This is a genomic window from Micromonospora sp. RB23 (assembly GCF_053585025.1).
On record NZ_CM132111.1, the window covers coordinates 5076075 to 5102760 of the forward strand.

General features: G+C 74.1%; 21 protein-coding genes. 8 read left to right on the forward strand and 13 right to left on the reverse strand.

Annotated elements, in window-relative coordinates; genetic code table 11:
- Positions 1-78: 78 nt before the first annotated feature.
- From ACTFTM_RS22985 to ACTFTM_RS23000, 4 genes are read left to right on the forward strand one after another with little or no spacing between them, the layout of a single operon-like run.
- Entirely contained in the window at positions 79-303 is a 225-nt protein-coding gene (locus ACTFTM_RS22985; RefSeq protein WP_449562545.1) for a hypothetical protein, read from the forward strand.
- Positions 300-1016, forward strand: a complete 717-nt coding sequence (locus tag ACTFTM_RS22990; RefSeq protein WP_449562546.1) for a hypothetical protein — start codon at positions 300-302, stop codon at positions 1014-1016. The genes ACTFTM_RS22985 and ACTFTM_RS22990 overlap by 4 nt, the downstream gene beginning before the upstream one ends.
- Positions 1013-1465 (forward strand): hypothetical protein, encoded by a 453-nt coding sequence (locus ACTFTM_RS22995; RefSeq protein ID WP_449562547.1) that lies wholly within the window; start codon positions 1013-1015, stop codon positions 1463-1465. Before ACTFTM_RS22990 ends, ACTFTM_RS22995 begins: the two co-directional genes overlap by 4 nt.
- 59 nt (positions 1466-1524) lie before the next feature.
- Entirely contained in the window at positions 1525-2577 is a 1053-nt protein-coding gene (locus ACTFTM_RS23000; RefSeq protein WP_449562548.1) for a phosphotransferase family protein, read from the forward strand.
- Here ACTFTM_RS23000 and ACTFTM_RS23005 read toward each other — a convergent pair.
- Positions 2547-3401, reverse strand: a complete 855-nt coding sequence (locus ACTFTM_RS23005) for a hypothetical protein (RefSeq protein ID WP_449562549.1) — start codon at positions 3399-3401, stop codon at positions 2547-2549. The two genes, ACTFTM_RS23000 and ACTFTM_RS23005, sit on opposite strands and share 31 nt — an antisense overlap.
- A gap of 2 nt (positions 3402-3403) precedes the next feature.
- A complete protein-coding gene (locus ACTFTM_RS23010) occupies positions 3404-5959 on the reverse strand; it encodes an FtsK/SpoIIIE domain-containing protein (protein ID WP_449562550.1) in 2556 nt (851 codons plus the stop codon).
- Between the two features lie 187 nt (positions 5960-6146).
- On the opposite strand from ACTFTM_RS23010, the gene ACTFTM_RS23015 reads away from it, so the two are divergent.
- Positions 6147-7679: a M1 family metallopeptidase gene (locus tag ACTFTM_RS23015; protein WP_449562551.1), complete on the forward strand. Its 1533-nt coding sequence runs from the start codon at positions 6147-6149 to the stop codon at positions 7677-7679.
- A 579-nt stretch (positions 7680-8258) separates the two neighbouring features.
- Here the strand turns inward: ACTFTM_RS23015 and ACTFTM_RS23020 are convergent.
- The 4 genes from ACTFTM_RS23020 to gltB all read right to left on the reverse strand — a co-directional run bounded on the left by ACTFTM_RS23020 (position 8259) and on the right by gltB (position 16581).
- Positions 8259-8747 (reverse strand): hypothetical protein, encoded by a 489-nt coding sequence (locus ACTFTM_RS23020; RefSeq protein ID WP_449562552.1) that lies wholly within the window; start codon positions 8745-8747, stop codon positions 8259-8261.
- Between the two features lie 58 nt (positions 8748-8805).
- Entirely contained in the window at positions 8806-10194 is a 1389-nt protein-coding gene (locus ACTFTM_RS23025) for an MFS transporter (RefSeq protein WP_449562553.1), read from the reverse strand.
- A gap of 170 nt (positions 10195-10364) precedes the next feature.
- Complete coding sequence (locus ACTFTM_RS23030) at positions 10365-11885, reverse strand: glutamate synthase subunit beta (protein WP_449562554.1); 1521 nt, start codon at positions 11883-11885, stop codon at positions 10365-10367.
- Positions 11878-16581, reverse strand: coding sequence for a glutamate synthase large subunit (gene gltB / locus ACTFTM_RS23035; RefSeq protein WP_449562555.1), 4704 nt, complete (start codon positions 16579-16581; stop codon positions 11878-11880). The genes ACTFTM_RS23030 and gltB overlap by 8 nt, the downstream gene beginning before the upstream one ends.
- A gap of 153 nt (positions 16582-16734) precedes the next feature.
- Between gltB and ACTFTM_RS23040 the strand changes: the two genes are divergently transcribed.
- Positions 16735-17571: a GNAT family N-acetyltransferase gene (locus tag ACTFTM_RS23040; RefSeq protein ID WP_449566703.1), complete on the forward strand. Its 837-nt coding sequence runs from the start codon at positions 16735-16737 to the stop codon at positions 17569-17571.
- A gap of 34 nt (positions 17572-17605) precedes the next feature.
- Here ACTFTM_RS23040 and ACTFTM_RS23045 read toward each other — a convergent pair whose 3' ends face one another.
- The gene (locus tag ACTFTM_RS23045) at positions 17606-18793 is read right to left on the reverse strand and encodes an FAD-dependent monooxygenase (protein ID WP_449562556.1); all 1188 of its coding nucleotides are present in this window, start codon (positions 18791-18793) and stop codon (positions 17606-17608) included.
- A gap of 14 nt (positions 18794-18807) precedes the next feature.
- Positions 18808-19989: a prolipoprotein diacylglyceryl transferase gene (gene lgt, locus ACTFTM_RS23050; RefSeq protein WP_449562557.1), complete on the reverse strand. Its 1182-nt coding sequence runs from the start codon at positions 19987-19989 to the stop codon at positions 18808-18810.
- A 101-nt stretch (positions 19990-20090) separates the two neighbouring features.
- On the opposite strand from lgt, the gene ACTFTM_RS23055 reads away from it, so the two are divergent.
- A complete protein-coding gene (locus ACTFTM_RS23055; protein ID WP_449562558.1) occupies positions 20091-20666 on the forward strand; it encodes an NUDIX hydrolase in 576 nt (191 codons plus the stop codon).
- A 167-nt stretch (positions 20667-20833) separates the two neighbouring features.
- Here ACTFTM_RS23055 and trpA read toward each other — a convergent pair whose 3' ends face one another.
- The 3 genes from trpA to trpC are packed head-to-tail and all read right to left on the reverse strand — an operon-like array spanning position 20834 to position 23718.
- Positions 20834-21637: a tryptophan synthase subunit alpha gene (trpA, locus tag ACTFTM_RS23060; RefSeq protein ID WP_449562559.1), complete on the reverse strand. Its 804-nt coding sequence runs from the start codon at positions 21635-21637 to the stop codon at positions 20834-20836.
- A 1-nt stretch (position 21638) separates the two neighbouring features.
- Positions 21639-22877 (reverse strand): tryptophan synthase subunit beta, encoded by a 1239-nt coding sequence (gene trpB, locus ACTFTM_RS23065; protein ID WP_449562560.1) that lies wholly within the window; start codon positions 22875-22877, stop codon positions 21639-21641.
- 37 nt (positions 22878-22914) lie between these two features.
- Positions 22915-23718 (reverse strand): indole-3-glycerol phosphate synthase TrpC, encoded by an 804-nt coding sequence (gene trpC / locus ACTFTM_RS23070; protein WP_039906616.1) that lies wholly within the window; start codon positions 23716-23718, stop codon positions 22915-22917.
- A gap of 487 nt (positions 23719-24205) precedes the next feature.
- Between trpC and ACTFTM_RS23075 the strand changes: the two genes are divergently transcribed.
- Positions 24206-24502, forward strand: a complete 297-nt coding sequence (locus ACTFTM_RS23075) for a hypothetical protein (protein WP_449562561.1) — start codon at positions 24206-24208, stop codon at positions 24500-24502.
- Here ACTFTM_RS23075 and ACTFTM_RS23080 read toward each other — a convergent pair whose 3' ends face one another.
- The gene (locus ACTFTM_RS23080) at positions 24503-25102 is read right to left on the reverse strand and encodes a Trp biosynthesis-associated membrane protein (protein ID WP_449562562.1); all 600 of its coding nucleotides are present in this window, start codon (positions 25100-25102) and stop codon (positions 24503-24505) included.
- Positions 25099-26652, reverse strand: a complete 1554-nt coding sequence (locus ACTFTM_RS23085; protein ID WP_449562563.1) for an anthranilate synthase component I — start codon at positions 26650-26652, stop codon at positions 25099-25101. The genes ACTFTM_RS23080 and ACTFTM_RS23085 overlap by 4 nt, the downstream gene beginning before the upstream one ends.
- Positions 26653-26686: the final 34 nt, after the last annotated feature.

Here is a 26686-nt window from a genome sequence, read left to right on the forward strand (position 1 = left end):
CAGGTGGAGCGCCCGGCCGGCCGGTCCCCCCGTCCGGCCGGGCGCGTCAGCGAGGAGACGACCGGACGGGAGTACCCGATGCCCGATCGACCCGACGACCAGCCCACCGACCCACCACCCTCCGCATCCCCACCAGCCCGGCGGCTCGTGTCCGAGCAGGACGTCGAGGACGCCGACGACACCCTCTTCGCCCATCCGCCACGAGTGGTCCGCAGGTGGGTCTGCGGCTGCGGAGCGGACTATCCATGCACCGACGTCCTCTTCGCCCGCCTGGTCAAGGCCACCGCGGAGGCCGGGCAGTGAACGGCGGACCACCGGACCCGCGCGACGGGCAGCGGGCCGCGCGGGCGCGCCACGGCGACACGGTGGACGACCTGCGCGGCGCCTGGCTGGCCACGATCGCCGCCGCCGACCGGGCCGGGGCGTGCCTGCACGGCGCGGGTCCACCCGGCCGGACGCTGCCCTGGCAGGAGGCGGTCACCGAGTGTTGGCGAGCGCTCGGCCTGGTCTACGCGGGGCTGGCAGCCGATCGGACATCGGCCGTCACCGCGACAGCGGGTGAGCTGCTCGCCGGGCTGCGCGCGGCTCGGGTCGACGCCGATCGGGCCGCCGCGCTGGCCGCCCGTACCCGATGGCGGTTGGCGGCCGCCGAGGACCGGCTGCGACGCCGCCACGTCAGGACCGCCGAAGACCGGTTGCGACGCCACCACATCGGGACCGCCGAGGACCCGTCCCGGCGTACCCAGGTCGCGGCGGACGCGGTCGCGGCCCGGCGGTTCGCGGCGGCCGTCACCCGGTTGGACCTGGTCGTCACCCGGCTCGCGGTCGGCGGCCGCCGCATCGACCGCTCGGTGGCGGCGCTGACCGGCGTGGGCGCGGACCCCGCGCCGTCCGTGCCGAGGAGCACCGCGAGCACCAGCGAGATCGCGCATGGCTGTCGGGTGGCGACGACGCTGGTGCTCGGACGACACCGACGACGAAGGACAGTCACGATGATCAGGGGGCGACGGTGGTGACCGACCCGCACGCGGCGCTGCGTGGCCTCCTGATGGGACGGCTGCGCGGGCACGAACGGCGGCTGCGCAGGTTCACCGAGGCGGACTGGCGGCGGTACGCGGACCTGCTCGCCGGAGCCCTGCTGGTGGCCGTGCGACGGCGGTTCGTCGCCGAACAGGACCGGGCACCGGTGATCCGGTTCGTGGCGTCGGCGCGGGAACGCTACGACGTCACGGGGACCGACGTCGATCCGGCGCTGGCCGAGGCGTTGGTGTGGGCGGCGCTCGGCGAACGCCCTGCGGTGCCCGACGACGCGCCGGCCATCGTCGCCCGGACGGTGCTGCTGCTCGGGCTACTGGAGGACGAGGGGTGCACCGAGCAGGAACGGGACGGCGTCCTCGCGGCGGCGGCGCGGGCCGCCGACAACGCCGCATCGGGCGGGGACCACGACGGGGCACCAGGACGGTAATTTCCCGACGAATCTGGCACCCTGGCGGGCGTCACGAACGGGGAGGAAGGTACGCCGGGGTGGATGCGCTGAGCCGCACGCAGCGGCCACTGGACCACGATCAGGTGCGCCGCTACGTGCAGGCGTCCTTCGGCGCGGGCCACGCGATGACGGACTGCGGGCCGATCACGGGAGGTGGCTTCGCGACGGTGTGGTGGGTGGCGCTCGACGACGGGCGCGAGGTGGTGCTGAAGGTGGCGCCCCGGCCCGACGTACCGCTGCTGCGTTACGAGCAGGGCCTCTGCGCGGCCGAGGCGCGGTACTTCCGCCTGGTGTCCACGCACGCGCCGCAGGTCCCCGTGCCGCCGTTGCTGCACCACGGCGACGATCCGTACCTGGGCGAGTGGCTGGTCAGCGGCCGCATTCCCGGCCGTTCGCTGCGGGAGTGGACGGAGTCGGAACAGCACCTCGGCGACGCCCCGGCCCGGTACGACTTCGGGGCCGCGATCGCCGCGCTGCACCGGGTCAGCGGCGACCGTTACGGGTACGACGGCGGCCGGGCCAGCGGCGTGACGTGGCGCGAGGCGTTCACCGCCATGCTCGACGGGTTGCTGGCCGACGCGGCGGACTGGGACGTCCCGCTGCCCACCCCACCGGAGCGGATCCGGGAGCTGCCCGAGCGGTACGCGTCGGTTCTGGACGAGGTACGCCGGCCCGCGCTGCTGCACTTCGACGGCTGGGACGGCAACGTGCTCGCCGAACCCGAGGCGGACGGCGACCTGCACCTGCGCGGGATCGTGGACGGCGAGCGGTTCCTCTTCGGCGACCCGCTGATGGACCTCGTGTCGCCCCTGATCTTCCGGCGGGTGGAGGACGCACCGGACAACCCGTTCCTGCGGGGCTACCGGGCCGCCGCCGACGACCCGGTGGTCTTCGACGAATCCGCCCTGCGTCGGCTCAGCCTCTACCGCCTGCACCTGTACCTGTTGATGACGGTCGAGATGCCCAGCCGGGGCATCACGCGCCAGAATCGTCCGGACCGGTTCGAGCGACTGGCCGACCTGCTGGATCACGAGCTGACCGAGCTGCGCCGGGACGGGGTTCAGCGCAGGGCGCGGAACAGCACCAGGTAGGCGCAGTAGCCCAACGGCACCAGCAGGAAGCAGATCGCGAACCCGAGCGGCAGGTAACGCGGCGGCGTACCGACGACCATGGCGGGCTTCCCCCACCGGCCCAACACCAGATAGCCCGCGAAGAACGCCAGCGCCGGCAGTCCCGCGCAGATCCACGCGCCGAGGGTGAAACCGTCGACCAGCCCGATCCCGGACGCGAGCACCAGCGTCAGCATCAACACCCCGGCCGCCGCCCCACAGGCCGCGTAGACGGCGACGGCCCGCGCGAGCGGCGACCACGTCGGCAGCAGCGCCGGCCGCTGGGCCAGCAGCTCGGCCTGCTGCCCGTGCCGGTCGGCCTCGTCGGCCATCCGGCGGGCCAACTCCAGCTCCACCACCGGGTCGACCGGCGCCGCGCGCTGCGTCGGCACCCCGCCGTCCGCCGGGCTCACGGCCGTCGGCAGCGCCAGCCGCGCCTGACCTGCCGGCAGCTCGGGGTACGCCCCGACACCCGCCCGCCCCGGCACGCCGGCTGCGCCGGCGGAATCCCCGTCCCCAGCTTCGGACGCCGCAGGCGGACCGGACCCGGCAGGCGGGCCGGGTGGCGCAGGCGGACCGGACCCGGCAGGCGGGCCGGGAGGCGCGGCGGCCGGGGGCTGGTCGGCGCCGATCGCGCGACCGAGCTGGTCGAGGCGCTGACCCTGGGCGGTCAGCCGCTGGTGCAGGTAGTCGGCGGCGGCGTGCAGGTCACGGCGGCGCGCGGACTCGGCGGCGGCGTCGCGCTCACCGGCGCTGCGGTGCTCGGCGAGCTGTCGGGCCAGCGCCGCGTACTCCTCGAAGGACACCGTCACCGCTCCCCGTCCGATTCGTGCCCGTCGCGGGCGAACGGCACGATCAACCTGGTCCGCTGGTCGTGCCGGTCCACCAGCAGCGCCCGGTCGGCGCGCGGCGTGTACGCCACGTCGTGCACCCCGAGGTGCAGGGCGAGTTCCGCCCCGGGCACGTTGAGCGCGACGAGGCAGGCGACGTCGTCGCGGTTCTGGGTGCCGCCGAGGTCGTCGGAGAGCCTGCGCAGGCCACGCCACCAGCCCAACAGGTGCACGCCGTGGGCGGGCCCCTGGCGCAGCACGGCACGTAGGTCGTCCAGGCCGGACCGGAACGTCACCGGGTCGGACGCGCCCAGCACCGGCGCGGCCGCGTCCATTCCGAACACCACCAGATATTCACGGCCGGCCGGCTCGACGGCCAACGCGATGATCCGGTCGCGCAACCCGGCCGCGTCGAGGCGGTGCACCGGATGACCGGCGGCCCGCAGCGTGGCCTCGGTCTCGGCGGCGACCGGGTCGGCGGCGGTGACCAGGGAGGCCACCTGGAAGCGGACGTCACCGGGGGTGTGCTGACGGGCCAGGCTCAGCGCCGCGGCGCGCAGCACGTCCGCGCCGGCCGGTGCGGTGCCGACGACGGCGAGATGCCGGCCGGGCGTGGTGTCCATCAGGAACAGCGCGGTGGTGCCGTGCACGTCGACCGTCCGGCCGACCAGCGCCATGGGGCGTCGGCCACCGGGGCGCAGCCCGGCGAAGGTGGGATCGTCCTCGACGCGGGCCGCCTCGTACCCCTTGAAGACCGCCGGGGCCCGCGAGCCCGGCGGGCGGGCCTGCCACAGCTCGTGACGCAGCGCGGCGAGGTCCCCGGCGGCGGCGTGCGCGTCGGGGAAGCGCAGGACGGTGTCGGCGCCGACCGCCCCGGCGGCGGTGTTGACGACGGCGGCGCCGATGGGCAGGGCCGCTGCGGCATCGTTGAGCTGGTCGAGGACGCCGCCACCGCCGGGCAGCGCCACCCGCAGCGCGAACTGCCCGAAAATCGCCTCGGCCCGGCCGTAGAGGGCCTCGATCCCGGTCATGCTCTGGCTGGCCAGCACCAGGTGGATGCCGTACGAGCGGCCCTTGCGGGCCAACTCCTCCAACAGGTCGACCGACTCGCGGGCCAGGGCGTCGTTGCCGGCCAGGAGCACGTGGAACTCGTCGATGACGGCCACGATGCGTGGCAGCGGGCTGTCCCGTGGCAGGTCGGCGAGCTTGGTGACGCCGTGCCGCTTCAACGCGGTGGCCCGCCGCTGTGCCTCGCGGCGCAGCTCCCGCAGCACCGCCAGGCCGTACTCGCGGTCGGACTCGATGCCCACCGCGCGGGCGTGCGGCAGCCAGGACGGGTCGCGGCCGGTCGGCACGAACTCGGTGAAGCTCACGCCCTCCTTGAAGTCGAGCAGGTAGAGCTGCAACTCGGCGGGCGAGTAGCGCGCGGCCAGGCCGTACAGGACGTCGAGGAGGAAGACCGTCTTGCCCGCGCCGGTACGCCCGCCCACCAACCAGTGCGGGGTGACGTCGTCGAAGGCGACCGTCAGCAGAGTGTCGAAGGCGACGGTCAGCGGCGTGGCGCCGGCCCGGCCGACGACGGTACGCAGCCCGTTGGCCGAGGACTCGGCCCAGCGCCGCTCGGGCAGCAGCGCGGCGAAGGGTAGCGCGTCGGCGCGGCGGGCGGCGGCGCCGACGTGCTCGGCGAGCGCGCGGACCGAGGCCGGCGGCGGGTCGCCGTCGAGCAGCACGGGGGCGGCGAGGCCACTGCCGTCGGCGCTGAACGGGGTGCCGGGCGGGTCGCCGACGTGCGCGTACCCGTCGCTGAGCCGGATGGCGGTGGTGCTGCCCAGCGGCGGCGACGTCTCGCCGGGCAGCCGGGACGGGTGGCCGGCGAGGAGTACGCAGACGGCGGCGGCCGGGCCGGCGTGGGTGAGCGCGGCGAGTCGGGCCAGCTCCCGTGGCGCGGGGGCGGCGGTGGCGACCACCAGCAGCACCTGCCGGGTGGCGGGGTCGGCGTGCTGGGCGGCGCGGGCGTGCCGTTCGGCGGCGTCCAGCAGGGCGGTCACCTCGGCCTCGCTGGTGGCCGGCGGGTCGAGCACCCCGGCGTCGAGCAGTGGGCGCAGCGGGCCGAACGTCGCGCCCAGCGCGGCGGTGTCGATGCCGACGACCCGGACCCGACCGGGCGGCGCGGTGGCCACGAGCCGCAGCACCAACGCCCGCAGCAGCGCGGCGACCCGCCCGTCCCGGGCGTCGGTGTCAAGTGCCAGGTGGTGGCCGCCGCCGAGCGGCACGAGCACCGCGAACCCGCCGTCCTCGGTGGACGCCTCGCCGACGCGTACCGCGACCGGCTCGTCGGTCAGGGTGGCGACGCCGGGGGTCGGTGTGGCCAGCGCGCCACCGAGGCGCGCGAGCCGGGCGACGAGGTCGGCACCGCCGGCGCGGGGCGGCGGGGGCGGCGCCGCGCCGAGCACGGACCGGGCCGCGTCCAGATGGGTACGGGCCGCCCGGTGGGCGGTGACCGCCTGCCCGTATGCCGACGCGAGCCTGCCCACGCATCGCCTCCCACGCCACGGCCGTCCGGTTCGCGCAAACCCTAACGGACAGCGGCGACGGCGGGACAGTAACCGACCCTCGCTTTCGGATCGTGGCGACGACGCTCCCCGCGCGCCCCGGGCCAGCGACGTTCACAGTTGTCGATTAGGTTTGCGATGCGAAAACCCGATGGAGGGAGTGCACCTCGTGCGTCGAGTCCTCACGGCGGCCACCGCCGCCCTGACCCTCACCACCGCCGGCACCACGCTCACCGGCGCGCCCGCCGCGGCCGCCCCGACGGCCTGGGGCCGGCCGGTCGTCACCGCCGCGCCACAACCCGGCGCGCCCGGCCTGGGCGACACCTACTTCCCCGACTACGGCAACGGTGGCTACGACGTCTCGCACTACGACGTCCGGCTGCGCTACGAGCCGGCCACCGACCGGCTCACCGGCACCACCACGATCCTCGCCACGGCGACGCAGGACCTCTCGGCGTTCAACCTGGACTTCCTGCTCGACGTCGAGTCGGTGCGGGTCAACGGCTGGGAGGCCGAGGCCAGCACCGCGGGCACGCACGAACTGGTCGTCACCCCGGCCCGCACCATCTCCCGCGGGCAGCAGCTCACCATCGTGGTGCGCTACGGCGGTGTGCCGTCCGAAACCCTGGTCGACGGCTACACCGGCTGGACGCGTACCGACGACGGGGCGCTCGCGGTGAACGAGCCCGAGTCGGCCTGGTGGTGGTTCCCGAGCAACGACCACCCACTGGACAAGGCGACGTTCGACATCTCCGTGTCGGTGCCCACCGGCGTCGAGGTGATCAGCAACGGCGTGCAGCCGAGGCCGCCCGCGGCCGAGGCCGGCAACCGCACCCGCTGGATCTGGCGGACCACCTCCCCCACCGCCACCTACCTGGCGTTCATGGCCATCGGCCAGTACGACATCGTCACCGACACCACCCCGGGCGGCCAGCCGGTGGTCAACGCGTACAGCACGTCGCTGGGCGCGCTCGGACCGGCCGCGCGGGCCAGCATCGAGCGCACCGGTGAGATCGTCGACTGGGAGAGCGGGATCTTCGGCCCGTACCCGTTCGAGGCGCAGGGTGGCGTGGCGGGGCCGGTGGACGGCATCGGCTTCGCCCTGGAGACGCAGACCCGCCCGGTGTACGGACCGGGCTTCTGGCGGCGCGGCGCCAACACGTACGTGGTGGCCCACGAGAACGCCCACCAGTGGTTCGGCGACTCGGTCTCGGTGGCCGAGTGGCGCAACATCTGGCTGAACGAGGGCTTCGCCTCGTACGCCGAGTGGCTCTGGTCGGAGGAGCAGGGCGAGGGCACCGCGCAGGAGGTTTTCGACTTCACCTACGCGAGCTACCCCGCCGACGACGAGTTCTGGCAGGTGCTGCCCGGCGACCCGGGGGCGGACCGGGTCTTCGACAACGCGGTCTACGACCGGGGCGCGATGACCCTTCACCAGCTCCGGCTGGCCGTCGGCGACGACGCGTTCTTCGAGATCCTGCCGGCGTGGACGGCCGAACACCGGTACGGCAACGGCACCATCGAGCAGTTCCAGGCCCTGGCCGAACGGATCTCGGGTCTGGACCTGGACGATCTCTTCACCACCTGGCTGTTCACCGCCGGCCGCCCCGACGTGGCAAGCGCCGCGCGCAAGGCCACGCCGCCCACCGAGCCGAAGTCCTGGGCCAAGATCCGCGAGTCCCACGAGCTGCTGTCGCACTGACCGTCCCCACGTCCCCACCCCGTCGATCATGGAGTTGTGGGCGGGCAGAAGATGCCTGATGCCCATGCCTGCCCCAAATCTGAGGCAGCACAACTCCATGATCGACGCGGTCGGAGGTGGGGGCGAGGTGGCGCACTCGACGAAGTGGGGCAACCGGAGGCCGGCTGAGCGGAGAGGTGCAGCCGAGTCAAGAGGTGCAGCCGAGTCGAGAGGTGCGGCCGAGTCGAGAGGTGCGGCCGAGTCGGGGCCGACGGGTGGTGGACGAGTGCTTTGGAGCTGATGCCGCCAACGAATCATCGGCGGGCGAGACCCACCCCGATTCTTTTGTGACATCAGCTCCAAAGCATCGGCAGCCCACCCATCACCTCCGAGGGCGGGCCGGGCCGGGCCGGGCCAAGCCGGGCCGGGCCAAGCCGGGCCGGGCCGGGCCGGGCCGGGCCGGGCCGGGCCAAGCCGGGCCGGGCCGGGCCAAGCCGGGCCGGGCCGGGCCGGGCCGGGCCGGGCCGGGCCGGGCCGGGCCGGGCCTGGGTGAAGGCGCCGCGATCGCCGCGCACCTCGGCGGGCGTGGCTGCGGGTGGGTTAGGGCCGGGTGGCTTCGACGGCGCGGATGTGTCGGTAGGCGAACCAGAGCGGCGGGAACGCCCCGACCGCGAAGGACAGGTCGACAAGCGTCCAGAACCAGGGGATGTCCCGAATCGGGCCGCAGATCAGCGCCAACGGGACGATCCCCGCACAGGCGATCATGCCGACCTGCACCACCCAGATGTTGCGCACCGGGTCCCGCAGCGGCCCCCAGAACGCCACCGCCAGCACCAGGTGGGCGAAGGCCAGCCAGTCGGTGCCGTAGAGCAGGAACGGGTAGTCCCGGCCCGCCGTCACCAGTCCGGTGTGGACGCGTTCGATCCAGTCGACGAGCGCCGGGAACTGGCCGGCGAGCGGGTCCAGCGCGCGTAGCAGCCAGCGCACCTCGATCTCCAGCGGGAACGCGGTGGCCCCGCTCAGGAAGAGGCCGATCAGCACGATCCACAGCCACCGGCGGGTACGCCGCAACCGCTCCTCGTTGTCCATGATCGGAGCGTAACGATGATCTTCGTTTCGCCCGGTCCCGGAAGCGGTGACCGCTGTCTCAGTGCCGCGCGTCCTCGCCGGCGAGGGCCAACTCGCCCAGCCGGATGGGGCGCGTGGCGGTTCCACCGGTGGCGACGACGCACACGGCGCCGGCGGGCCGTACGACGCGGGCGGCCCGCCACGCCACTCGACGTACCGGATGACGCGGCCGTGGGACGACCAGCGCGGGGGACGCCGCCCGGCCGTGCTGGCGTTCCAGGGCGACCGCCGCCGCCGTGGTGGCGATCGCGGCGACCGAGCCGGCCAGGACGAGCGTCTGCCGTGGCCCGGCGTGTTCGGCCAGCCACCCCAGCAGCGGTGCGCCGACGGCGGCCGAGACCGAGCCGGTGACCGCGAGCGCGGCGAGCACCCGGCCGCGCATCGCGCCGTCGGTGTCGAGTTGGGCACGGGTTCCGACGGTGGTGTCGATGACGACCGCGGCGGCGGCGATCGGGAGGATCACCGCGGCGAAGCCCCAGACGCCCGGGACGAGACCCGCGACGATCTGCAGACCGCTGGCCAGCAGGCCGGCGCCGACCAGCGTGGCGTAGCTCAGCGACCGCCGCCGTGCGGCGACGAGCGCGCCCACCACCGTCCCGACCGCGAACACCGTGGACAGCAGGCCGTAGCCGGACGCGCCGGCGGCCAGCGGTCCGTCGCTCATCGCCGCCATCGTCACCTGGTAGTTGCGGCCGAGGCTGCCGAGCACGAACGAGAGGGCGAGCGCGAGCAGCAGGACCGGTTGTCCGCGCAGGTAGGAGAACCCGGCGCGCACACCGTGCCGGGTCGGGCCGTCGGTCGCCATCGCCGAGGCGGGCAGGGCCCCCGGTCGTATGGCGAGCAGCGCCACCACCACGGCGGCGAAGCTCGCCGCGTTGACGCCGAAGAGCAGCGCCGGGCCGACGGCGGCGACCCCGACGGCGCCGAGGCTCATGCCGAGGATGCGTCCGGCGGAGTTGGTGAGCGAACCGAGCGCCAGCGCGTTGCCCAGCGTCTCCCGATCCACCAGCGTCGAGGACCAGCGGCCCATGACCGGCCCCTCGACCGCCGAGACAGCGCCACTGGCCAGGGAGATCGCGAAGATCAGCGGCAGGCCGCCGACCCCGGTCAGGGCGACCGCCGCGAGGCCCGCGGCGAACGCCGCGTGGGCCACCTGGGCGGTGATCAGCAGCGGACGGGCGGGGAGGCGATCGGCCAGCACGCCGCCCCAGACGCTCAGCAGCAGCGTTGGTGTCGCCTGGAGCAGCACGGCGACGCCCATCGAGGTCGCCGAGCCGGTCTCCTTCAGCACGTACCAGTTGACTCCGAGGACCTGCATCCAGGTCCCGATGACGGAGACGAAACCGGCGAGCGCCCAGATCCGGTAGTTGCGGTGGCGCAGCGCGGCGAAGGTGGCACCCGTGGCCACGACGAACCTCCAGCGATCGGCGACAGAACGGCACGCCGATCGCGGCGCGGTTCGGCAGCCGACAAGTCTTGCCGGCTCAAGCCTTTTTGCCCAGATTTGTGAATGGTTTCACCTCGGGGAATGTCCGGCCGGCACGGCGACGTCACCGTGCCGGCCGGAAACCCCTCAGCTCAGCGGGCTGCCAGCGGCTGCGCGGCCGGGCCGACCGGGGCCGGCAGCGCGCCGACACCACCGAGGTAGCCGTGGATCGCGGCGGCCGCCGCGCGCCCCTCGGCGATGGCCCACACGATCAGCGAAGCGCCCCGGTGCATGTCCCCGGCCACGAACACGCCGTCGGCGTCGGTCTGCCAGTCGTCCCGTGCGTCGACGGCGCCCCGGGCGTTACGGGCCACCCCGAACTGCTCCAACAGCGGTTGCCGCTCGGTGCCCTCGAATCCGATCGCCAGCAGCACCAGGTCGGCAGGCAACTCACGCTCGGAGCCCGGCACCACGGTGACCACCCGCCGGCCGTCCACCTTCTCGACCGTCACCTCGGCGATCCGTACCGCCCGCACCTGACCGGTGCCGTCGTCCACGAACTCCTGCACCGCCACGGCGAAGACGCGCTCGCCGCCCTCCTCGTGCGCCGGGTAGTTGCGCAGCACCCACGGCCAGGTCGGCCACGGGTCCCGGGCCTCGTCGCGCTCGGTCGGCGGCTGCGGGTACAGGTCGAGCTGGTGCACGCCCGCCGCGCCCTGCCGGTGCGCGACCCCGAGGCAGTCCGCCGCCGTGTCACCGCCACCGATGATCACCACGTGCTTGCCGGCCGCGTCGATCGGGGTGCCGTCCGGCAGCACCGCCGGCGCCAACCGGCGCTCGGCGGCCTCCTCGGTGGTCGCGGTGGCGACCGCCCGATTGGCCGCGACCAGGTGCGCCATCGCCTGGTGTACGCCCCGAAGCTCCCGCCCCGGGGTCTCCGGCGTGTCGCGGCCCTGCAACGCGCCGCAGGCCAGCAGCACCGCGTCATGCTCGGCGCGCACGTGCTCGGCGGTGACGTCGACGCCGATGTTCACGCCGGTGCGGAAGCGCACCCCCTCGGCGGTGAGCTGCGCCAACCGGGCGTCGATGTGCCGCTTCTCCAACTTGAAGTCGGGGATGCCGTACCGGAGCAGACCGCCGATCGCGTCGTCGCGCTCGTACACCGTCACGGCGTGACCGGCGCGGGCGAGCTGCTGGGCGGCGGCGAGACCGGCGGGCCCGGAGCCCACCACGGCCACCGACCGACCCGACGGCGTCGGGACCGGACGGGGGGTGAACCCACGGGCCGCCGCCGCGTCGGCGATCTCCACCTCGACCTGCTTGATCGTCACCGGCTGGCCGCCGGCGATGCCGAGGACGCACGCCGCCTCGCAGGGCGCCGGGCAGAGCCGCCCGGTGAACTCCGGGAAGTTGTTGGTGGCGTGCAGCGACTCCACGGCGGCGTCCCAGTTGCCGGTCCGCACCAGGTCGTTCCAGTCCGGGATGCGGTTGCCCAGCGGGCAGCCGTCGTGGCAGAACGGGATGCCGCAGTCCATGCACCGGGTGGCCTGCTCGCGGACCAGTTCCTCGCCGGCCGGCGGGTAGACCTCGCGCCAGTCGCTGATCCGCACCGGCACCGGTCGGCGGGCCGGCAGACGCCGGTCGTAGCGCAGGAAACCGTTCGGGTCAGGCACGTGCCACCTCCGGGGTGGCCGCCCGCGGCGCGGGCGGCACGGGCGCGGCAGGCGCGCTGAGCGCGCTCATCACCGCGTCGTCGACGTCACGGCCGGCGGCTTCGGCGGCCTTCATGATCTCCAGCACCCGGCGGTAGTCGCGGGGCACCACGGCGGTGAACTCGGCCACCGCCTCCGGCCAGCGCTTGAGCAGCTCCTCGGCGACCGCCGAACCGGTCTCGGCGACGTGCCGCTGGACCAGCTCGTGCAGCAGCGTCTGCTCCTGCTCGCGCAACGGCGCCAGGTCGACCAGCTCCGCGTTGACCCGGGCCCGGTCCAACCGGTGCACGAACGCGGTGCCGCCCGACATGCCGGCGGCGAAGTTACGGCCGGTCGCGCCGAGCACGACCACGGTGCCGCCGGTCATGTACTCACAGCCGTGGTCGCCGACGCCCTCGACGACGGCGACCGCGCCGGAGTTGCGCACCGCGAACCGCTCCCCCACCCGGCCGCGCAGGAAGACCTCGCCCGCCGTCGCGCCGTACAGGATGGTGTTACCGGCGATGATCTGGTCCTCCGCGCGCTGCCCCGGCTCGGCGTCGGGGTCGAGGAACGGCGCGGCGGCGTCCGGACGGACGACGATGCGCCCGCCGGAGAGGCCCTTGCCCACGTAGTCGTTGGCGTCGCCGTGCAGCCGCAGGGTGACGCCCTTCGGCAGGAACGCGCCGAACGACTGGCCGGCGGTGCCGTTCAGCACGAACTCGATGGTGTCCTCGGGCAGGCCGTCGCCGCCGAAGCGGCGGGTCACCTCGCCTCCGAGCATCGCGCCGACGCTGCGGTGCTCGTTGCGCACCGCCACCTCGACCCGCACCGGCGCGCCCTCGGACAGCGCCGGCCGGGCCAGCGCGATCAGCTCGTTGTCCAGAGCGTGCTCCAGGCCGTGGTCCTGGGCGCGTACCCCGCGTCGGACGGTGTCGGCGGGCAGCTCCGGCAGGTGCAGGACGGGGGCCAGGTCGAGCCCGCTGGCCTTCCAGTGCGACACCGCCGGGGCCACGTCGAGCAGCTCGCTCTGCCCGATGGCCTCCTCGATGGACCGCAGACCCAGCTCGGCCAGGTATCCCCGGACCTCCTCGGCGAGGAACAGGAAGAAGTTCTCGACGAACTCCGGGGTGCCCGTGTACCGCTCGCGCAGCACCGGGTTCTGGGTGGCGATGCCGACCGGACAGGTGTCCAGGTGACAGACCCGCATCATCACGCAGCCCGAGACGATCAGCGGCGCGGTGGCGAAGCCAAACTCCTCGGCCCCGAGCAGCGCCGCGACCAGGACGTCCCGGCCGGTCTTGAGCTGGCCGTCGACCTGCACGGTGACCCGGTCACGCAGCTTGTTGAGCAGCAGCGTCTGCTGCGCCTCGGCCAGGCCCAGCTCCCACGGGGTGCCGGCGTGCTTGAGCGAGTTCATCGGGGACGCGCCCGTGCCGCCGTCGTGACCGGAGATCAGAATGACGTCGGCCTTGAGCTTGGCCACGCCCGCGGCGACGGTGCCCACACCCACCTCGCTGACCAGCTTGACGTGCACCCGGGCCGCCGGGTTGACGCACTTCAGGTCGTGCACGAGCTGGGCGAGGTCCTCGATCGAGTAGATGTCGTGGTGCGGCGGCGGCGAGATGAGGCCGACGCCGGGGGTGGCGTGCCGGGTACGGGCGATCCACGGCCAGACCTTGTTGCCGGGCAGCTGACCGCCCTCACCGGGCTTCGCGCCCTGGGCCATCTTGATCTGAAGGTCGTCGGCGTTGACCAGGTATTCGCTGGTCACCCCGAACCGGCCGCTGGCGATCTGCTTGACCGAGGAGCGGCGCAACGGGTCGTGCAGCCGGTCGACGTCCTCGCCGCCCTCACCGGTGTTGGACTTGCCGCCGAGGCGGTTCATCGCGATGGCGAGCGTCTCGTGCGCCTCGGCGGAGATCGAGCCGTACGACATGGCGCCGGTGGCGAACCGCTTGACGATCTCGGTGGCCGGCTCGACCTCCTCGATCGGCACCGGCGGACGGACCCCGGTGCGCAGGGTGAACAGGCCCCGCAGCGAGCCGGCCTGCGCGGCGAGCGCGTCGACCTTGGACGTGTACTGGCGGAAGACGTCGTACTGCCGGCTGCGGGTGGCGTGTTGCAGCAGGAAGACCGTCTCCGGGTTGAACAGGTGCAGCTCACCGTCACGACGCCACTGGTACTCGCCGCCGACCTCCAGCCGGTCCGACTCGGCGGTGCCCGCCGGCGGCCAGGCCAGCGCGTGCCGGGCGGCCACCTCGGCGTGCACACCGGCCAGCCCGACGCCGCCGATCCGGCTCGGGGTGCCCCGGAAGTACCTGTCGATCAGCCGGCTGTCCAGGCCGACCGCCTCGAAGACCTGGGCGCCGCAGTACGACGAGACCGTCGAGATGCCCATCTTGGACATGATCTTGAGGACACCCTTGCCGAGCGCCTTGGCATAGTTGCGCACCGCCGCGGCCGGCTCCACCCCGACCAGCGCGCCCGTGGTGATCATGTCCTCCACGGACTCGAACGCCAGGTACGGGTTGACCGCCGCCGCGCCGTACCCGATCAGGACCGCCGCGTGGTGCACCTCGCGGCAGTCGCCGGACTCCACGATCAACGCCGCCTGCGTACGCGTCTGCTCGCGGACCAGGTGCTGGTGCACGGCGGCGGTGAGCAGCAACGACGGGATCGGCGCGAGATCGGCGTTGGAGTCCCGGTCGGAGAGCACCAGGATGCGCACGCCGTCCTCGATGGCCTCGGAGACGTGCCGGCAGATCTCGATCAGCCGCGCCTTGATCCCGGCCGCGCCCTCGCGGACGCGGTACAGCCCGGAGACCCGGACGGCCTTGAAGCCGGGCAGGTCACCGTCCTCGTCGATGGAGAGGATCTTCGCCAGCTCGTCGTTGTCGATGATCGGATGTGGCAACACGATCTGCCGGCAGCTCGCCGCGGTCGGGTCGAGCAGGTTGCCCTCCGGCCCGATCGTCGACGCCAGGCTGGTCACCAACTCCTCGCGGATCGCGTCCAGCGGCGGGTTCGTGACCTGGGCGAAGAGCTGGTGGAAGTAGTCGTAGAGCAGTCGCGGCCGCGTGGACAGCGGCGCGATCGGGGTGTCCGTGCCCATCGAGCCCAGCGGCTCCGCGCCGGTACGCGCCATGGGCGCGAGCAGGATCTTCAGCTCCTCCTGCGTGTAGCCGAAGGTCTGCTGGCGGCGACGCACCGAGTCGTGGGTGTAGACGGTGTGCTCGCGGGCCGGCAGGTCGTCCAGCTCGATCAGCCCGGCGTGCAGCCACTCGGCGTACGGCTCGGCGGCGGCCAACTCGGACTTGATCTCGTCGTCGTGCACGATCCGGCCGGCCACGGTGTCGACCAGGAACATCCTGCCCGGCTGGAGTCGACCCTTGGCCACCACGTGGGCGGGGTCGAGGTCGAGGACGCCCGCCTCGGAGCCCAGCACTACGAGACCGTCGTCGGTCTGCCACCAGCGCCCCGGGCGCAGCCCGTTGCGGTCCAGCACCGCACCGACGATCTCGCCGTCGGTGAAGGCGACCGACGCCGGCCCGTCCCACGGCTCCATCAGACTGGCGTGGAAGCGGTAGAACGCCCGCTTGTCCGGCTGCATGCCGGGGTCGTTCTCCCACGCCTCCGGGATCATCATGAGCACCGCGTGCGGCAGGCTCCGACCGGCCAGGTGCAGCAGCTCCAGCACCTCGTCGAAGTTCGCCGAGTCCGAGGCGGCGGGAGTGCAGACCGGGAAGACGCGCCGGATGTTGCCCGGCACGTTCGGCGAGCGCAGCAGCGCCTCGCGGGCCTGCATCCAGTTCCGGTTGCCGCGGATCGTGTTGATCTCGCCGTTGTGGGCGATGAAACGGTACGGGTGCGCCAGCGGCCAGGAGGGGAACGTGTTCGTGGAGAAGCGGGAGTGCACCAGCGCGATCGCGCTGTCGACCCGCTCGTCGCGCAGGTCCGGGTAGAACGCCGGCAGCTGGTCGGGCGTGAGCATGCCCTTGTAAACCATGGTGCGGCTGGACAGCGACGGGAAGTACGCCGGCACGCCCCGCTCGGCGGTCTCCCGCTCGGCCTGCTTACGCAGGCAGAACGCCACCCGGTCCAGCTCGATGCCCCGCAGCGGGGAGCCGGCCGGCCCGGCGGGCGAGTCGGTGAGGCGGTGCGCGGCCACGAAGACCTGCCGGACCCGGGGCATGGCCGCCAGGGCGGTGTCGCCGAGCCCGTCCGGCTCGATCGGCACGTCCCGCCAGCCGAGCACGTCCGCGCCTTCGACCAGCGCGTACTTCTCGACCACCCGACGGGCGCGCGCCTCGGCGGCGTCGTCGTCGGGCAGGAAGACCAGGCCGGTGGCGTACTCGCCGGCCGGCGGCAGCGGAACCTCGGCGACGGCGCGCAGGAACGCGTCCGGCACCTGGATCATGATGCCGGCGCCGTCGCCGGTGTTGGGCTCCGCGCCCCGGGCACCACGGTGGTCCAGGCGGCAGAGCGCGCCGAGCCCGTTGGCGACGACGGAATGGGACCGCCGTCCGTACAGGTCCGCCACGAAGGCCACCCCGCAGGCGTCGTGCTCCTGCGCCGGGTCGTAGAGGCCCTGGGCCGCAGGGCGGGGGCCGGGCGTCGGGGACGCCTGCGGGCTGTGCGGGTGCGGCTGTGTCGAATCCGCGTACGGCTGAGCCACCGGGCCTCCTGTCGTCACTCAGGTTGGATCATGGTGGGGACGACGTCGGCCCGTGGGTCTATTGAGTCTACGTTAGGGCTGGGGGCACAAGGCCACTCAAGATTGATCACACCGTCCAGAGTCTGGGACGTGTAGTCTCGCGCGGTGGATTCGGTGCGCAAGGACATCTTCGACCGGTTGGAACGTTTCTACGACGCCGTGCCCCGGGACGTCGCCGGTGTCGAGGAGCACGGCGCGCTGGTGCTGTTCGTCCGCGAAGGCGCGGGCTGGCCGTTCTACGCCCGCCCCCGCATCGACGCCACCGAGACGCCGTCGCTGGCCGACGTGACGTCCGTACGGGCACGTCAGCGCGAGCTGGGCCTGCCGGAGGCCTTCGAGTGGGTGCACGAGACCACCTCCGAGTTCCTCGCCGTGGCCCGCTCGGCCGGGTTGTCCGTGCTGGAGGCCCCGCTGATGGTCCTCGACCCGGCCGCCCTGCCCGACCCGGCGACGCTCTCCGACGTACCCGTGCGGGTGCTGGCGGCGGACTCGCCCGACTTCGCCGCGGACGTGGCCGCCCGGCGGGCCGTGGCGGCCGTGGCGTTCGGCGTTCCCGGCACCGCGCCCGGCGAGGCCGGACCGGCCGAGCGGGACGCGGCGGTCACCGAGCTGGAGTTGGCCGCGCTCGACGAGGAGCGCGCCCGCATCGCCGACGGCCGGCGGATCTCCGCGCTGGCCGGCACGCCGACCGAGGGAGCGCTGGCCAGCGGCATGGCGATGCGCGTGGACGACGTCGCCGAGATCGCCGGAGTGGCCACCCTGCCGGCCGCCCGTCGTCGCGGGATGGGCGCCGCCCTGACGGCCACCCTCGCCCGGGAGCTGCTCGCCGCCGGCACCGGGCTCGTCTTCCTCTCCGCCGGCAGCGAGGAGATCGCCCGGGTCTACCTGCGGGCCGGCTTCCGTCGCATCGGCACCGCCTGCATCGCCGAACCCGCCGCCCTGGTCCCCTGAGCCGCCCGGCCGGCGCCGGGCCGGCACGAGTCGGTCAGGCCGGCGGACGCCACTGGGCCGCGGACGCCGCGGCGCTGGAGAGCAGCCGCGAGTTGATCGTGCCGAGCGCGGCGTCGCGGGCACGCAGCGCCAGCCGGCCCCGGGTCTGCAGCACCGCGGACATGCGCCGGGTCTGCCGGACCACCGTCGCCGCCCGGGGACGGCGCACCCGGTCGTACGTCTGCACGGCGTCGGGTAGCCGGGCCTCGCGCAGCAGGGAGGCGAGGGTGGCGGCGTCCTCGAACGCGAGGCACGCGCCCTGCCCGAGGTGCGGCGGCATGGCGTGGGCCGCGTCGCCGAGCAACACCACCCCGCCCGGGCCGACGCCGAAGCCGTACGCCCGCGGCAGCGGGCGCAGCTCGCGCACCTCCTGCTGAACGAGATCGCTCGGGTCGGTGGCGTCGAGCAGCGCGCCGATCGGCGCGGGCCAGCCGGCGTACCAGCGGCGCAGGAGGGCGAGCTGGGTCTCCGGCGGCTCCGGACGGGGAGCGCCGGCCGCCGTGGCCACCCAGTAGATGCCGCCACGTGTGGAGCCGCCCGAGGAGCCCCGCTCGCCGAGCGAGGCGGCCACGAAACGGTAGCCCGCCCCGAGAACCTCACCGGCGATCGGCTGATCGGCGGGCAGTCGGGGCGCGCGGTACCAGGGGATGACGGCCCGCCAGGCCGCGCAGCCGGAGCTGACCACGCCGGCCTCGGGCGCGAGCTGGCGGCGGATGACGCTGTCGGTGCCGTCCGCGGCGACGACCAGGTCGGCCTCGATGGTGTGCCGTCCGTCGTTCACACCCGGGCGTTCGCCCGGATCGACGCGCACGTGGCGCACGGTCACCCCGGTACGCAGCTCGACCCGGTCGCCGAGGCCGGCGATCAGGGCGTCATGCAGGTCCTCCCGGTGCACCACGACGGGCATCCGGTCGGCCGGCGTCGGGCGGGGCTGCACGAGCCAGTGCCCGTCCGGACGGCGGACCCCGCCGTCGGGCAGCGGCGTGGCGATGGCGGCCAGGCCGGCGCCCAGACCCAGGGCCTGCAGGGCGCGGACGCCGTTGGGCCAGAGCACCACGGCGGTCGGCTCGGGGCGGACCCGCTCGGCACGGTCCAGGAGGGTCACCTGCCACCCGGACCGGGCCAGCGCGCCGGCGACCGCGAGGCCACCGACCCCGGCGCCGACCACCACCGCGCTTCGCATCGGACCGCCCCCGCTCAGCTGTCCCGGTCGGCGGGGCGTACGCCGGTGGCGTCGGCCCGGGCCTCGTCGCGCGCCTCGGGCGTGCCGTCCGTCGATTCGTCGGCCCGGTCACCGTCGGCCGCGTCGTCGACGGACGGCTCGACGCCCTCGGGGCGTACGTCGTCGTCGGTCGGCTCCGGTGGCGCCACGCCGGTGTCCCGCCAGGTGTCGTACTGCTCCTCGCTGACCACCCGGTAGCCCTCGGGTGCGGTGGCGCGCGCGCCGGTCTCGCGTTCGGAGATGTCGACCTGCGACAGGTCGGACGTCGTGGGCGGGGTGGGGGTGGCCGCCGCGCCGATCGGGATCAGGTACTCCCGGGGGCCACGGACCCGCACGAAGTAGGCCAACGCGCCGAGGAAGACCAGGGCCGCGGTCCACACGTTGAGCCGTACGCCGAAGATCTGGTTCGCCTCGTCGGTGCGCATCAGCTCGATCCAGAACCGGCCGGCGGTGTAACCCATGACGTACAGCGCGAACGCCCGGCCCCGCCCGAGCCGCAGCCGCTTGTCCAGGACGAGGACCAACGCCGCCACCCCGAGGTTCCACAGCAGCTCGTAGAGGAACGTCGGGTGGTAGAGGCCCGGCTCGAGAATCGGCTGGCCGGCGTCGTCGCGCAGGGCGTGCCCCGGACTGTCCGGGTCCATCCGGTGGATCTCCAGGCCCCACGGCAGCGTCGTCCGGCCGCCGAACAGTTCGTTGTTGAACCAGTTGCCCAACCGGCCGACGGCCTGGGCCAGCGGAAGCCCGGGGGCCAGCGCGTCGGCCACCACGCTGAGCGGGATGCCGAGCTGGCGGGCCGCGATCCAGGCGCCGACCGCGCCGCCCGCGACCGCGCCCCAGATGCCGAGGCCGCCCTCCCAGATGTAGAACGCCTTCAGCGGCTCGCCCCCGGCGCCGAAGTACTTCTCCGGCGAGGTGATCACGTGGTAGAGCCGCGCGCCGATGATGCCCGCGGGCACCGCCCAGACGGCGATGTCGAGCACCGCCCCGGGCGCGACGCCACGCCGGCGCAGTCGACGCTCGGTCACCCAGCAGGCCAGCACGATGCCGGCGATGATGCACAGCGCGTACGCCCGCAGCGGGAACGGTCCGAGCTGCCAGACGGCGGTGCTGGGGCTGGGCAGGGCCGCCTGGGGGGACAGCGAGGCGATGGTCACGGGTGCACACGCTACCGCTGCGGACCCCCGCAGCGGCACCCCGGGCCGCCGCACGCCGATCCCGATGACTTCTGGTTTGCGCCGCCGTAGGCTCTTTGTCCATGAGCGCGCTCACCTGGGCGGTCGCCGCGGTCGTCACCGACGCCGCCGGCCGGGTGCTGCTCTGCCGGCAGGGCCGGGGCGAACGCCGGTACGCGCTGCCCGGTGGCCGCCTCCGTCCGGCGGAGAGCCCGGTACGCGCGGCGCTGCGCGACATCCGCGCCGAGACCGGCCGGGAGATCGACCTTGTCGACCTGGTCGGCCTGTACCACCTCGTCGGCACGACGACGCACGCGCCGGCCGGGCGGGCGGGCCCGCTGCCCGACATCCTGGTGCACGTGTTCCGCGCCCGCGCCGCCGACGACGGAACCACCGACCCCCGGCCGGGTTGCCGGCTGACGTGGCACGTTCCCACGGCGCTGCCCGAGAGCGTCACCCCGCTCACCCGGATGGCCGTCACCGACGCGCTCGACGGCCGCTGCGGCGTACTCCGGGCCCTGGCCCAGAGCGTGCCCACGTCCGAGGGAGAACCGGCCGCGCGGGCGTGGCCGGTCGCGGCTCGCGACGATCGGCCGGAGGCCGGTCAGCCCCCTGGGCAGCGCGGTGAGGCGGCGACGGACCCGTCCCTCAGGCGCTGACTTCACACACCGGCCCCGCGCCGGGCCAACGGTCATCGGCGAGCCTGTGCCCCGGGAGCGCACCCGCCAGAGAGCCTGATGCCTGTGCGTCATCAAGATGACGCACAGGCATCACGGTCTTCAGCGCACGGCAGGCCCGACGCCCGCGCCGCGAACGGTCCGAAGGGTCAGCGGGCCGGGTTGCGGACGCCCTCGGCGAGTTCGGCGCTCAGGGCACGCAGCGCGGCCAGCCCTTCGGCCTCCGAGGAGGCGTCCAGCACGCACCGGACCAGCGCGCTGCCGACGATCACTCCGTCGGCGTACCCGGCGACGGTGCTGGCCTGCGCACCCGTGCCCACACCCAGGCCGACCCCGACGGGCAGGTCGGTGACCCCGCGCACCCGGGAGACGAGCGTGGGAGCGGCGTCGGAGGTACGCGCCCGCGCGCCGGTCACCCCCATCACCGCCGTCGCGTAGACGAAGCCCCGGCAGTGTTCCACCGTCATCGCGAGCCGGGCGTCGGTGGACGACGGCGACACCAGGAAGGTGCGGTCCAGCCCGTGGGCGTCCGAGGCGGCCAGCCACTCCGCCGCCTCGTCCGGGATGAGGTCCGGCGTGATCAGGCCGGTGCCACCGGCGGCGGCCAGGTCACGGGCGAACACGTCCACGCCGTACCGCTCGACGGGGTTCCAGTAGGTCATCGTGACGACCGGCGCGCCGGTCGCCGCGACGGCCTCGATGACGCGCATCGTGTCGGCCGTCCGGACCCCGCCGGCCAGCGCGATGTCGCTGGCCTTCTGGATGACCGGGCCGTCCATCACCGGATCGGAGTACGGGATCTCCACCTCGATGACGTCGACGCCGGCCTCGACCATCGCCGTCATGGCCGCGATGCTGCCCTCGACGGTCGGGAACCCGGCCGGCATACAGCCCACCAGCAGGGCCCGCCCGTCGGCCCGGGCCTTGTCGAAGGCCACCCCGATGCGACTCACCTCAGCGCTCCTTGTCGAGGATGCCGAAGTAGTCCCCGGCGGTGTGCACGTCCTTGTCACCCCGGCCGGAGAGGTTCACCACGATGGTGGGCTCCCGGCCCAGCTCGGCGGCGAGCTTCGGGGCCAGCGTCACGGTGCCGGCGAGCGCGTGCGAGCTCTCGATCGCCGGGATGATGCCCTCGGTGCGGCAGAGCAGCTCGAAGGCCGCCATCGCCTCGTCGTCGGTGACCGGCAGGTAGCTGGCCCGGCCACTGTCGTGCAGCCAGGCGTGCTCCGGCCCGACGCCCGGGTAGTCCAGACCGGCGGAGATCGAGTGCGACTCCAACGTCTGCCCGTCCGCGTCCTGCAACACGTACGTGCGGGTGCCGTGCAGCACGCCCGCCGACCCACCGGTGATGCTGGCCGCGTGCCGGCCGGTGGCGACCCCGTCCCCGCCGGCCTCGAAGCCGTACAGCCGGACGGTCTCGTCGCCGACGAAGGCGTGGAAGATACCCAGCGCGTTGGAGCCACCGCCGACGCAGGCCGTGACCGCGTCCGGCAGCGCGCCGGTCAGGTCGAGGCACTGCTGCCGGGCCTCGTCACCGATGCCCCGGACGAAGTCACGCACCATCGCCGGGAACGGGTGCGGCCCCGCGGCGGTGCCGATCAGATAGTGGGTCTCGTCGACGTTCGCCACCCAGTCACGCATCGCCTCGTTCATCGCGTCCTTGAGGGTGCGCGAGCCGGTGGTGACCGGTACGACGGTGGCCCCGAGCATCCGCATCCGGGCCACGTTGAGCGCCTGCCGCTCGGTGTCGACCTCGCCCATGTAGACCACGCACTCGAGGTCGAACAGGGCGGCGGCCGTCGCGGTGGCGACGCCGTGCTGGCCCGCCCCGGTCTCGGCGATCACCCGGGTCTTGCCCATCCGCTTGGTGAGCAGCGCCTGGCCGAGGACGTTGCGGACCTTGTGCGCGCCGGTGTGGTTGAGGTCCTCGCGCTTGAGCAGCACCCGGGCGCCGACCTTCGCGGAGAACCGGCGGGCCTCGTAGAGCAGCGACGGCGTACCCGCGTAGTCACGCAGCAGCGCGCCGAACTCGGCCCGGAAGGACTCGTCCGCGATCGCCGTACGCCACGCCCCGTCGAGCTCGTCCAGCGCGGCCACCAGGGCCTCGGGCACGAACCGACCGCCGAAGCGGCCGAAGTGGCCGGCGGAGTCGGGCTGCGGACCGGCCACCGGGGCCAGCGCGTCGGCGCTCATCGGACAATCCTCTCGGTGGGGCGTCACCCCGGCGCGGTCAGCGCACCGGCCGGGGCGTCGCCGGGTGGTTGCCGGCGTTGACCAACTCGGCCACCGCCTCGCGTGGACTCTTCTGGGTCACCAGGCCCTCGCCGACCAGGACCGCGTCGGCGCCGGCGGAGGCGTACCGGATCAGGTCGTGCGGCCCGCGGACGCCCGACTCGGCGATCTTGACGACGCTGCTCGGCAGGCCCGGCGCGATCCGCTCGAACACCGACCGGTCCACCTGAAGGGTACGCAGGTCACGGGCGTTGACCCCGATCACCTGCGCACCGGCCTCCAGGGCCCGGTCGGCCTCCTCCTCGTCGTGGACCTCGACGAGCGCGGTCATGCCCAGCGACTCGATCCGCTCCAGCAGGCCCATCAGCACGTTCTGCTCGAGGGCGGCCACGATCAGCAGGACCAGGTCGGCGCCGTGCGCACGCGCCTCGTGCACCTGGTAGCTGGAGACCACGAAGTCCTTGCGCAGCACCGGCACGGTGACCGCGGCCCGGACGGCGGCCAGGTCGTCCAGCGAACCGCCGAACCAGCGTCCCTCGGTCAGCACGCTGATGGCCCGCGCGCCACCCGCCGCGTAGTCGACGGCGAGGTCGGCCGGATCGGCGATCTCGGCCAGCCGGCCCTTCGACGGCGAGGAGCGCTTGACCTCGGCGATGACCGCCACACCGGGCTTGCGCAGCGCGGCGTACGCGTCCAGCGGCGGCGGCGCCGCCGCGGCCAGTTCACGGATCCGTTCCAACGGAACCTGCTCCTGGCGACGGGCGACGTCCTCGCGCACGCCGGCCAGAATCTCGTCGAGCACGCTTACGGACGCCGCCTGACCGGCTTCGTCCCCCTCCGCGTGCGCATGCTCAGCAGTCACCAACGGACTCCCCTCTCCGGGTGTCATGGGCCGATGCTAGGGGCACCCGACCGAGGCCGGGAGCCGGGGGTATGGCGCTGCTCACGAAAAGGCCTGCGGCATAATGGCCGACTTGCCGTGAAGGGGATGTCACGCTGCGCCACCTCCGGTATCGATCACCGTCACGCGATGAGAGCCCGGCGGCTCCGGTTGAACCGGGCCGACCCATCGATCATGCCACCCACTCCGGATCGCCGCCCGGCGACAGCGACAGCAGTCGATGTTGTGAGCAAGCTCAAGGCCGAACGGCCCCTCCCAGGTCGTGGGCGTGGCGGGACAGTTGACGGGGCGGTCACCCGGCCGAAACGTCGGCCGGTGAGCATCGTCCTCGGGCAGACTCGATGACGCGCCTGCCCCACCGTCGTCGACTCCTCGTGCGGAGTGAGCCATGAATACTGCCGAGTCGAACACCAGCATCGGACTGACCACCATCTCGCGGACCATGGCGTCGCTCGCCGTCGGGGTGGTGCACACCCTGGAGCGTGCCGTCGTCGGCGAGGGCCGGGTACGCACGGCACGCGGTAACGCCTGGGAGGCGGTCTGCGCCGACCGGGCCCGCGCCGACCGACGCGCCGAACTGGACCGCCTGGTGGCCGAGCTGACCGCCGCCCGCACCACCGCCACCCGCCCGCAGCGGGATCGTCAGCCGGTCGCCCGGGAACGGGACCCTCAGCCGGTCGGCTGATCAGCCGGCCGTCGGGTCCTCGCCCCGGTCCAACGCGTCCCACGCCTCCGTGGTCCGCCGACCGGCCATCGGGCCCGGAGCGGCAGCCGTCGTCGACCTACTCTCCGTGACGGTCCGCGCCGGCCGCTCGTACCGGGCGCCCATCGCCGGCCACCCGCCGCCCCGCAGCGCCGTCCACCCGCCGCCCACGGCGACGAGCAGACCGCCGACCAGGCAGAGCGCCGGCCACTGCCGGCTCACCACACCACCGAGGTCGGCGACCAGTCCGTAACCGGCACCGGCCGACACCGCCAGACCCAGCACGCCGAGCAGCACACCCAACAGCCGCCGTACCCGCCCCCGGGTGGCCAGCACCGCGCCACCGCCGGCCAACGCCACCACGGCCAGCGCCGGCAGCCACGGCAGCAGGGCCGCCCCGCTGCGGGTCGCACGCACCGGCGGCAGCGGCGCCGGCCGCGCGGTCACCTCGACCGACCAGCCCCGGGTCGCCATCCACAGCGCCAGGCCCGCGCCGGCAAGACAGAGCAGCATCGCGTACGTCAGCTCGCGCCGGCCCGTCGTGGGCTGCCGGCTCGGCTCCGGCCGGTCGTGGCTGGTCATCGGGCCGCCCGGAGCGTTTCGGCGGCGGCGATCGCGGCCAGCACGGCGGCGGCCTTGTCGCGGGTCTCCTGCTCCTCGGCGGCCGGATCCGAGTCGGCGACCACCCCGGCGCCGGCCTGCACGTAGGCGCGGCCGTCACGGATCAGCGCGGTCCGGATGGCGATCGCCATGTCCAGGTCACCCCCGAAGCCGAAGTAGCCGACCGTGCCTCCGTAGACGCCTCGGCGGACCGGTTCCAACTCCTCGATGATCTCCATGGCGCGCACCTTCGGCGCGCCGGAGAGCGTCCCGGCCGGAAAGGTCGCGGCGAGCGCGTCGAACGCGGAACGGTCGTCACGGAGCGTGCCGGTCACGGTGGAGACGATGTGCATCACGTGGCTGTACCGCTCGATGGTCGCGAACTCGGGCACCTGGACGCTCCCCGGCTCGCAGACCCGGCCCAGGTCGTTGCGGCCCAGGTCGACGAGCATGACGTGCTCGGCACGCTCCTTGGGGTCGGCGAGCAGCTCGGCGGCGAGGCCCGCGTCGGCGGCCGGGGTGCCGCCGCGCGGCCGGGTTCCGGCGATCGGGTGCAGCAGCGCCCGCCGCCGCCCGTCCGCCCCGGCGGTGACCTTCAGGTGCGCCTCCGGCGACGAGCCGACGATGTCGAACCCGTCGAAGCGCAGCAGGTACATGTACGGGCTGGGGTTGCTGGTGCGCAGCACCCGGTAGACGTCCAGCGGGTCGGCGTGCGTGGTCCGCTCGAACCGCTGGGACAGCACGATCTGGAAGCACTCGCCGGCCCGGATCGCCTCCTTGGCCGCCTCCACGGCCTTGACGTAGCCCCCCTCGGGGGTACGACAGACGACCTCGCCGGCCGGCGGACGCGCGACCGTCGAGATCATCGGCGGGATGGGTCGGGACAGCGCGGTGGTCATCGCGTCGAGGCGGCCCACCGCGTGGTGGTACGCGGCGGTGACGTGCGCGTCGCGGCCCGGGGCGTCCAGCGGTGGCAGCACCGCGTTGGCGACCAGGATCGCGGAGCCGTCGTAGTGGTCGAGCACCACCAGGTCGGTCGCGAGCATCATGCCCAGCTCCGGCACGCCGAGGTCGGACTCGGTCAGCTCGGGCAGCCGTTCGAAGCGACGGACGAGGTCGTAGCCGAGGTAGCCGACCATGCCCCCGGTCAGCGGCGGCAGGCCGTCGCCCGGACCCTGGGGCGGGCCGGCGAGCGCCGCGACGGTGTCCCGCAGCACCCGCACCGGGTCACCGTCGGTGGGCAGCCCGGCCGGGGGCTGCCCGAGCCAGGTCGCCGCGCCGTTCCGCTCGACGAGGGTCGCGCTGCTCCGTACGCCGATGAACGAGTACCGCGACCAGGCCATGCCCGCCGAGCCGACCCCCTGCTCGGCCGATTCGAGCAGGAACGTGCCGGGCCCGCCGGCGAGCTTGCGGTAGACCCCCACCGGAGTCTCGGCGTCGGCCAGCAGGCGTCGGGTGACCGGCACGACGCGCCAGCGGGCGGCCAGGTCGGTGAAGGTGGCCAGGTCGGGACTCACCGCGCCGTCGGTCATGCGCCGACCCGCCTCTCGTTAGCGGCGGCGAGGT

Bases quoted from the DNA above. Each gene is read 5' to 3' on its own strand.
- ACTFTM_RS22985 (WP_449562545.1), top strand. From the start codon at position 79: ATGCCCGATCGACCCGACGACCAGCCCACCGACCCACCACCCTCCGCA.
- ACTFTM_RS23020 (WP_449562552.1), bottom strand. From the start codon at position 8,747: ATGGACAACGAGGAGCGGTTGCGGCGTACCCGCCGGTGGCTGTGGATC.
- ACTFTM_RS23045 (WP_449562556.1), bottom strand. From the start codon at position 18,793: ATGCGAAGCGCGGTGGTGGTCGGCGCCGGGGTCGGTGGCCTCGCGGTC.
- ACTFTM_RS23055 (WP_449562558.1), top strand. From the start codon at position 20,091: ATGAGCGCGCTCACCTGGGCGGTCGCCGCGGTCGTCACCGACGCCGCC.
- trpB (WP_449562560.1), bottom strand. From the start codon at position 22,877: ATGAGCGCCGACGCGCTGGCCCCGGTGGCCGGTCCGCAGCCCGACTCC.
- ACTFTM_RS23075 (WP_449562561.1), top strand. From the start codon at position 24,206: ATGAATACTGCCGAGTCGAACACCAGCATCGGACTGACCACCATCTCG.
- ACTFTM_RS23080 (WP_449562562.1), bottom strand. From the start codon at position 25,102: ATGACCAGCCACGACCGGCCGGAGCCGAGCCGGCAGCCCACGACGGGC.
- ACTFTM_RS23085 (WP_449562563.1), bottom strand. From the start codon at position 26,652: ATGACCGACGGCGCGGTGAGTCCCGACCTGGCCACCTTCACCGACCTG.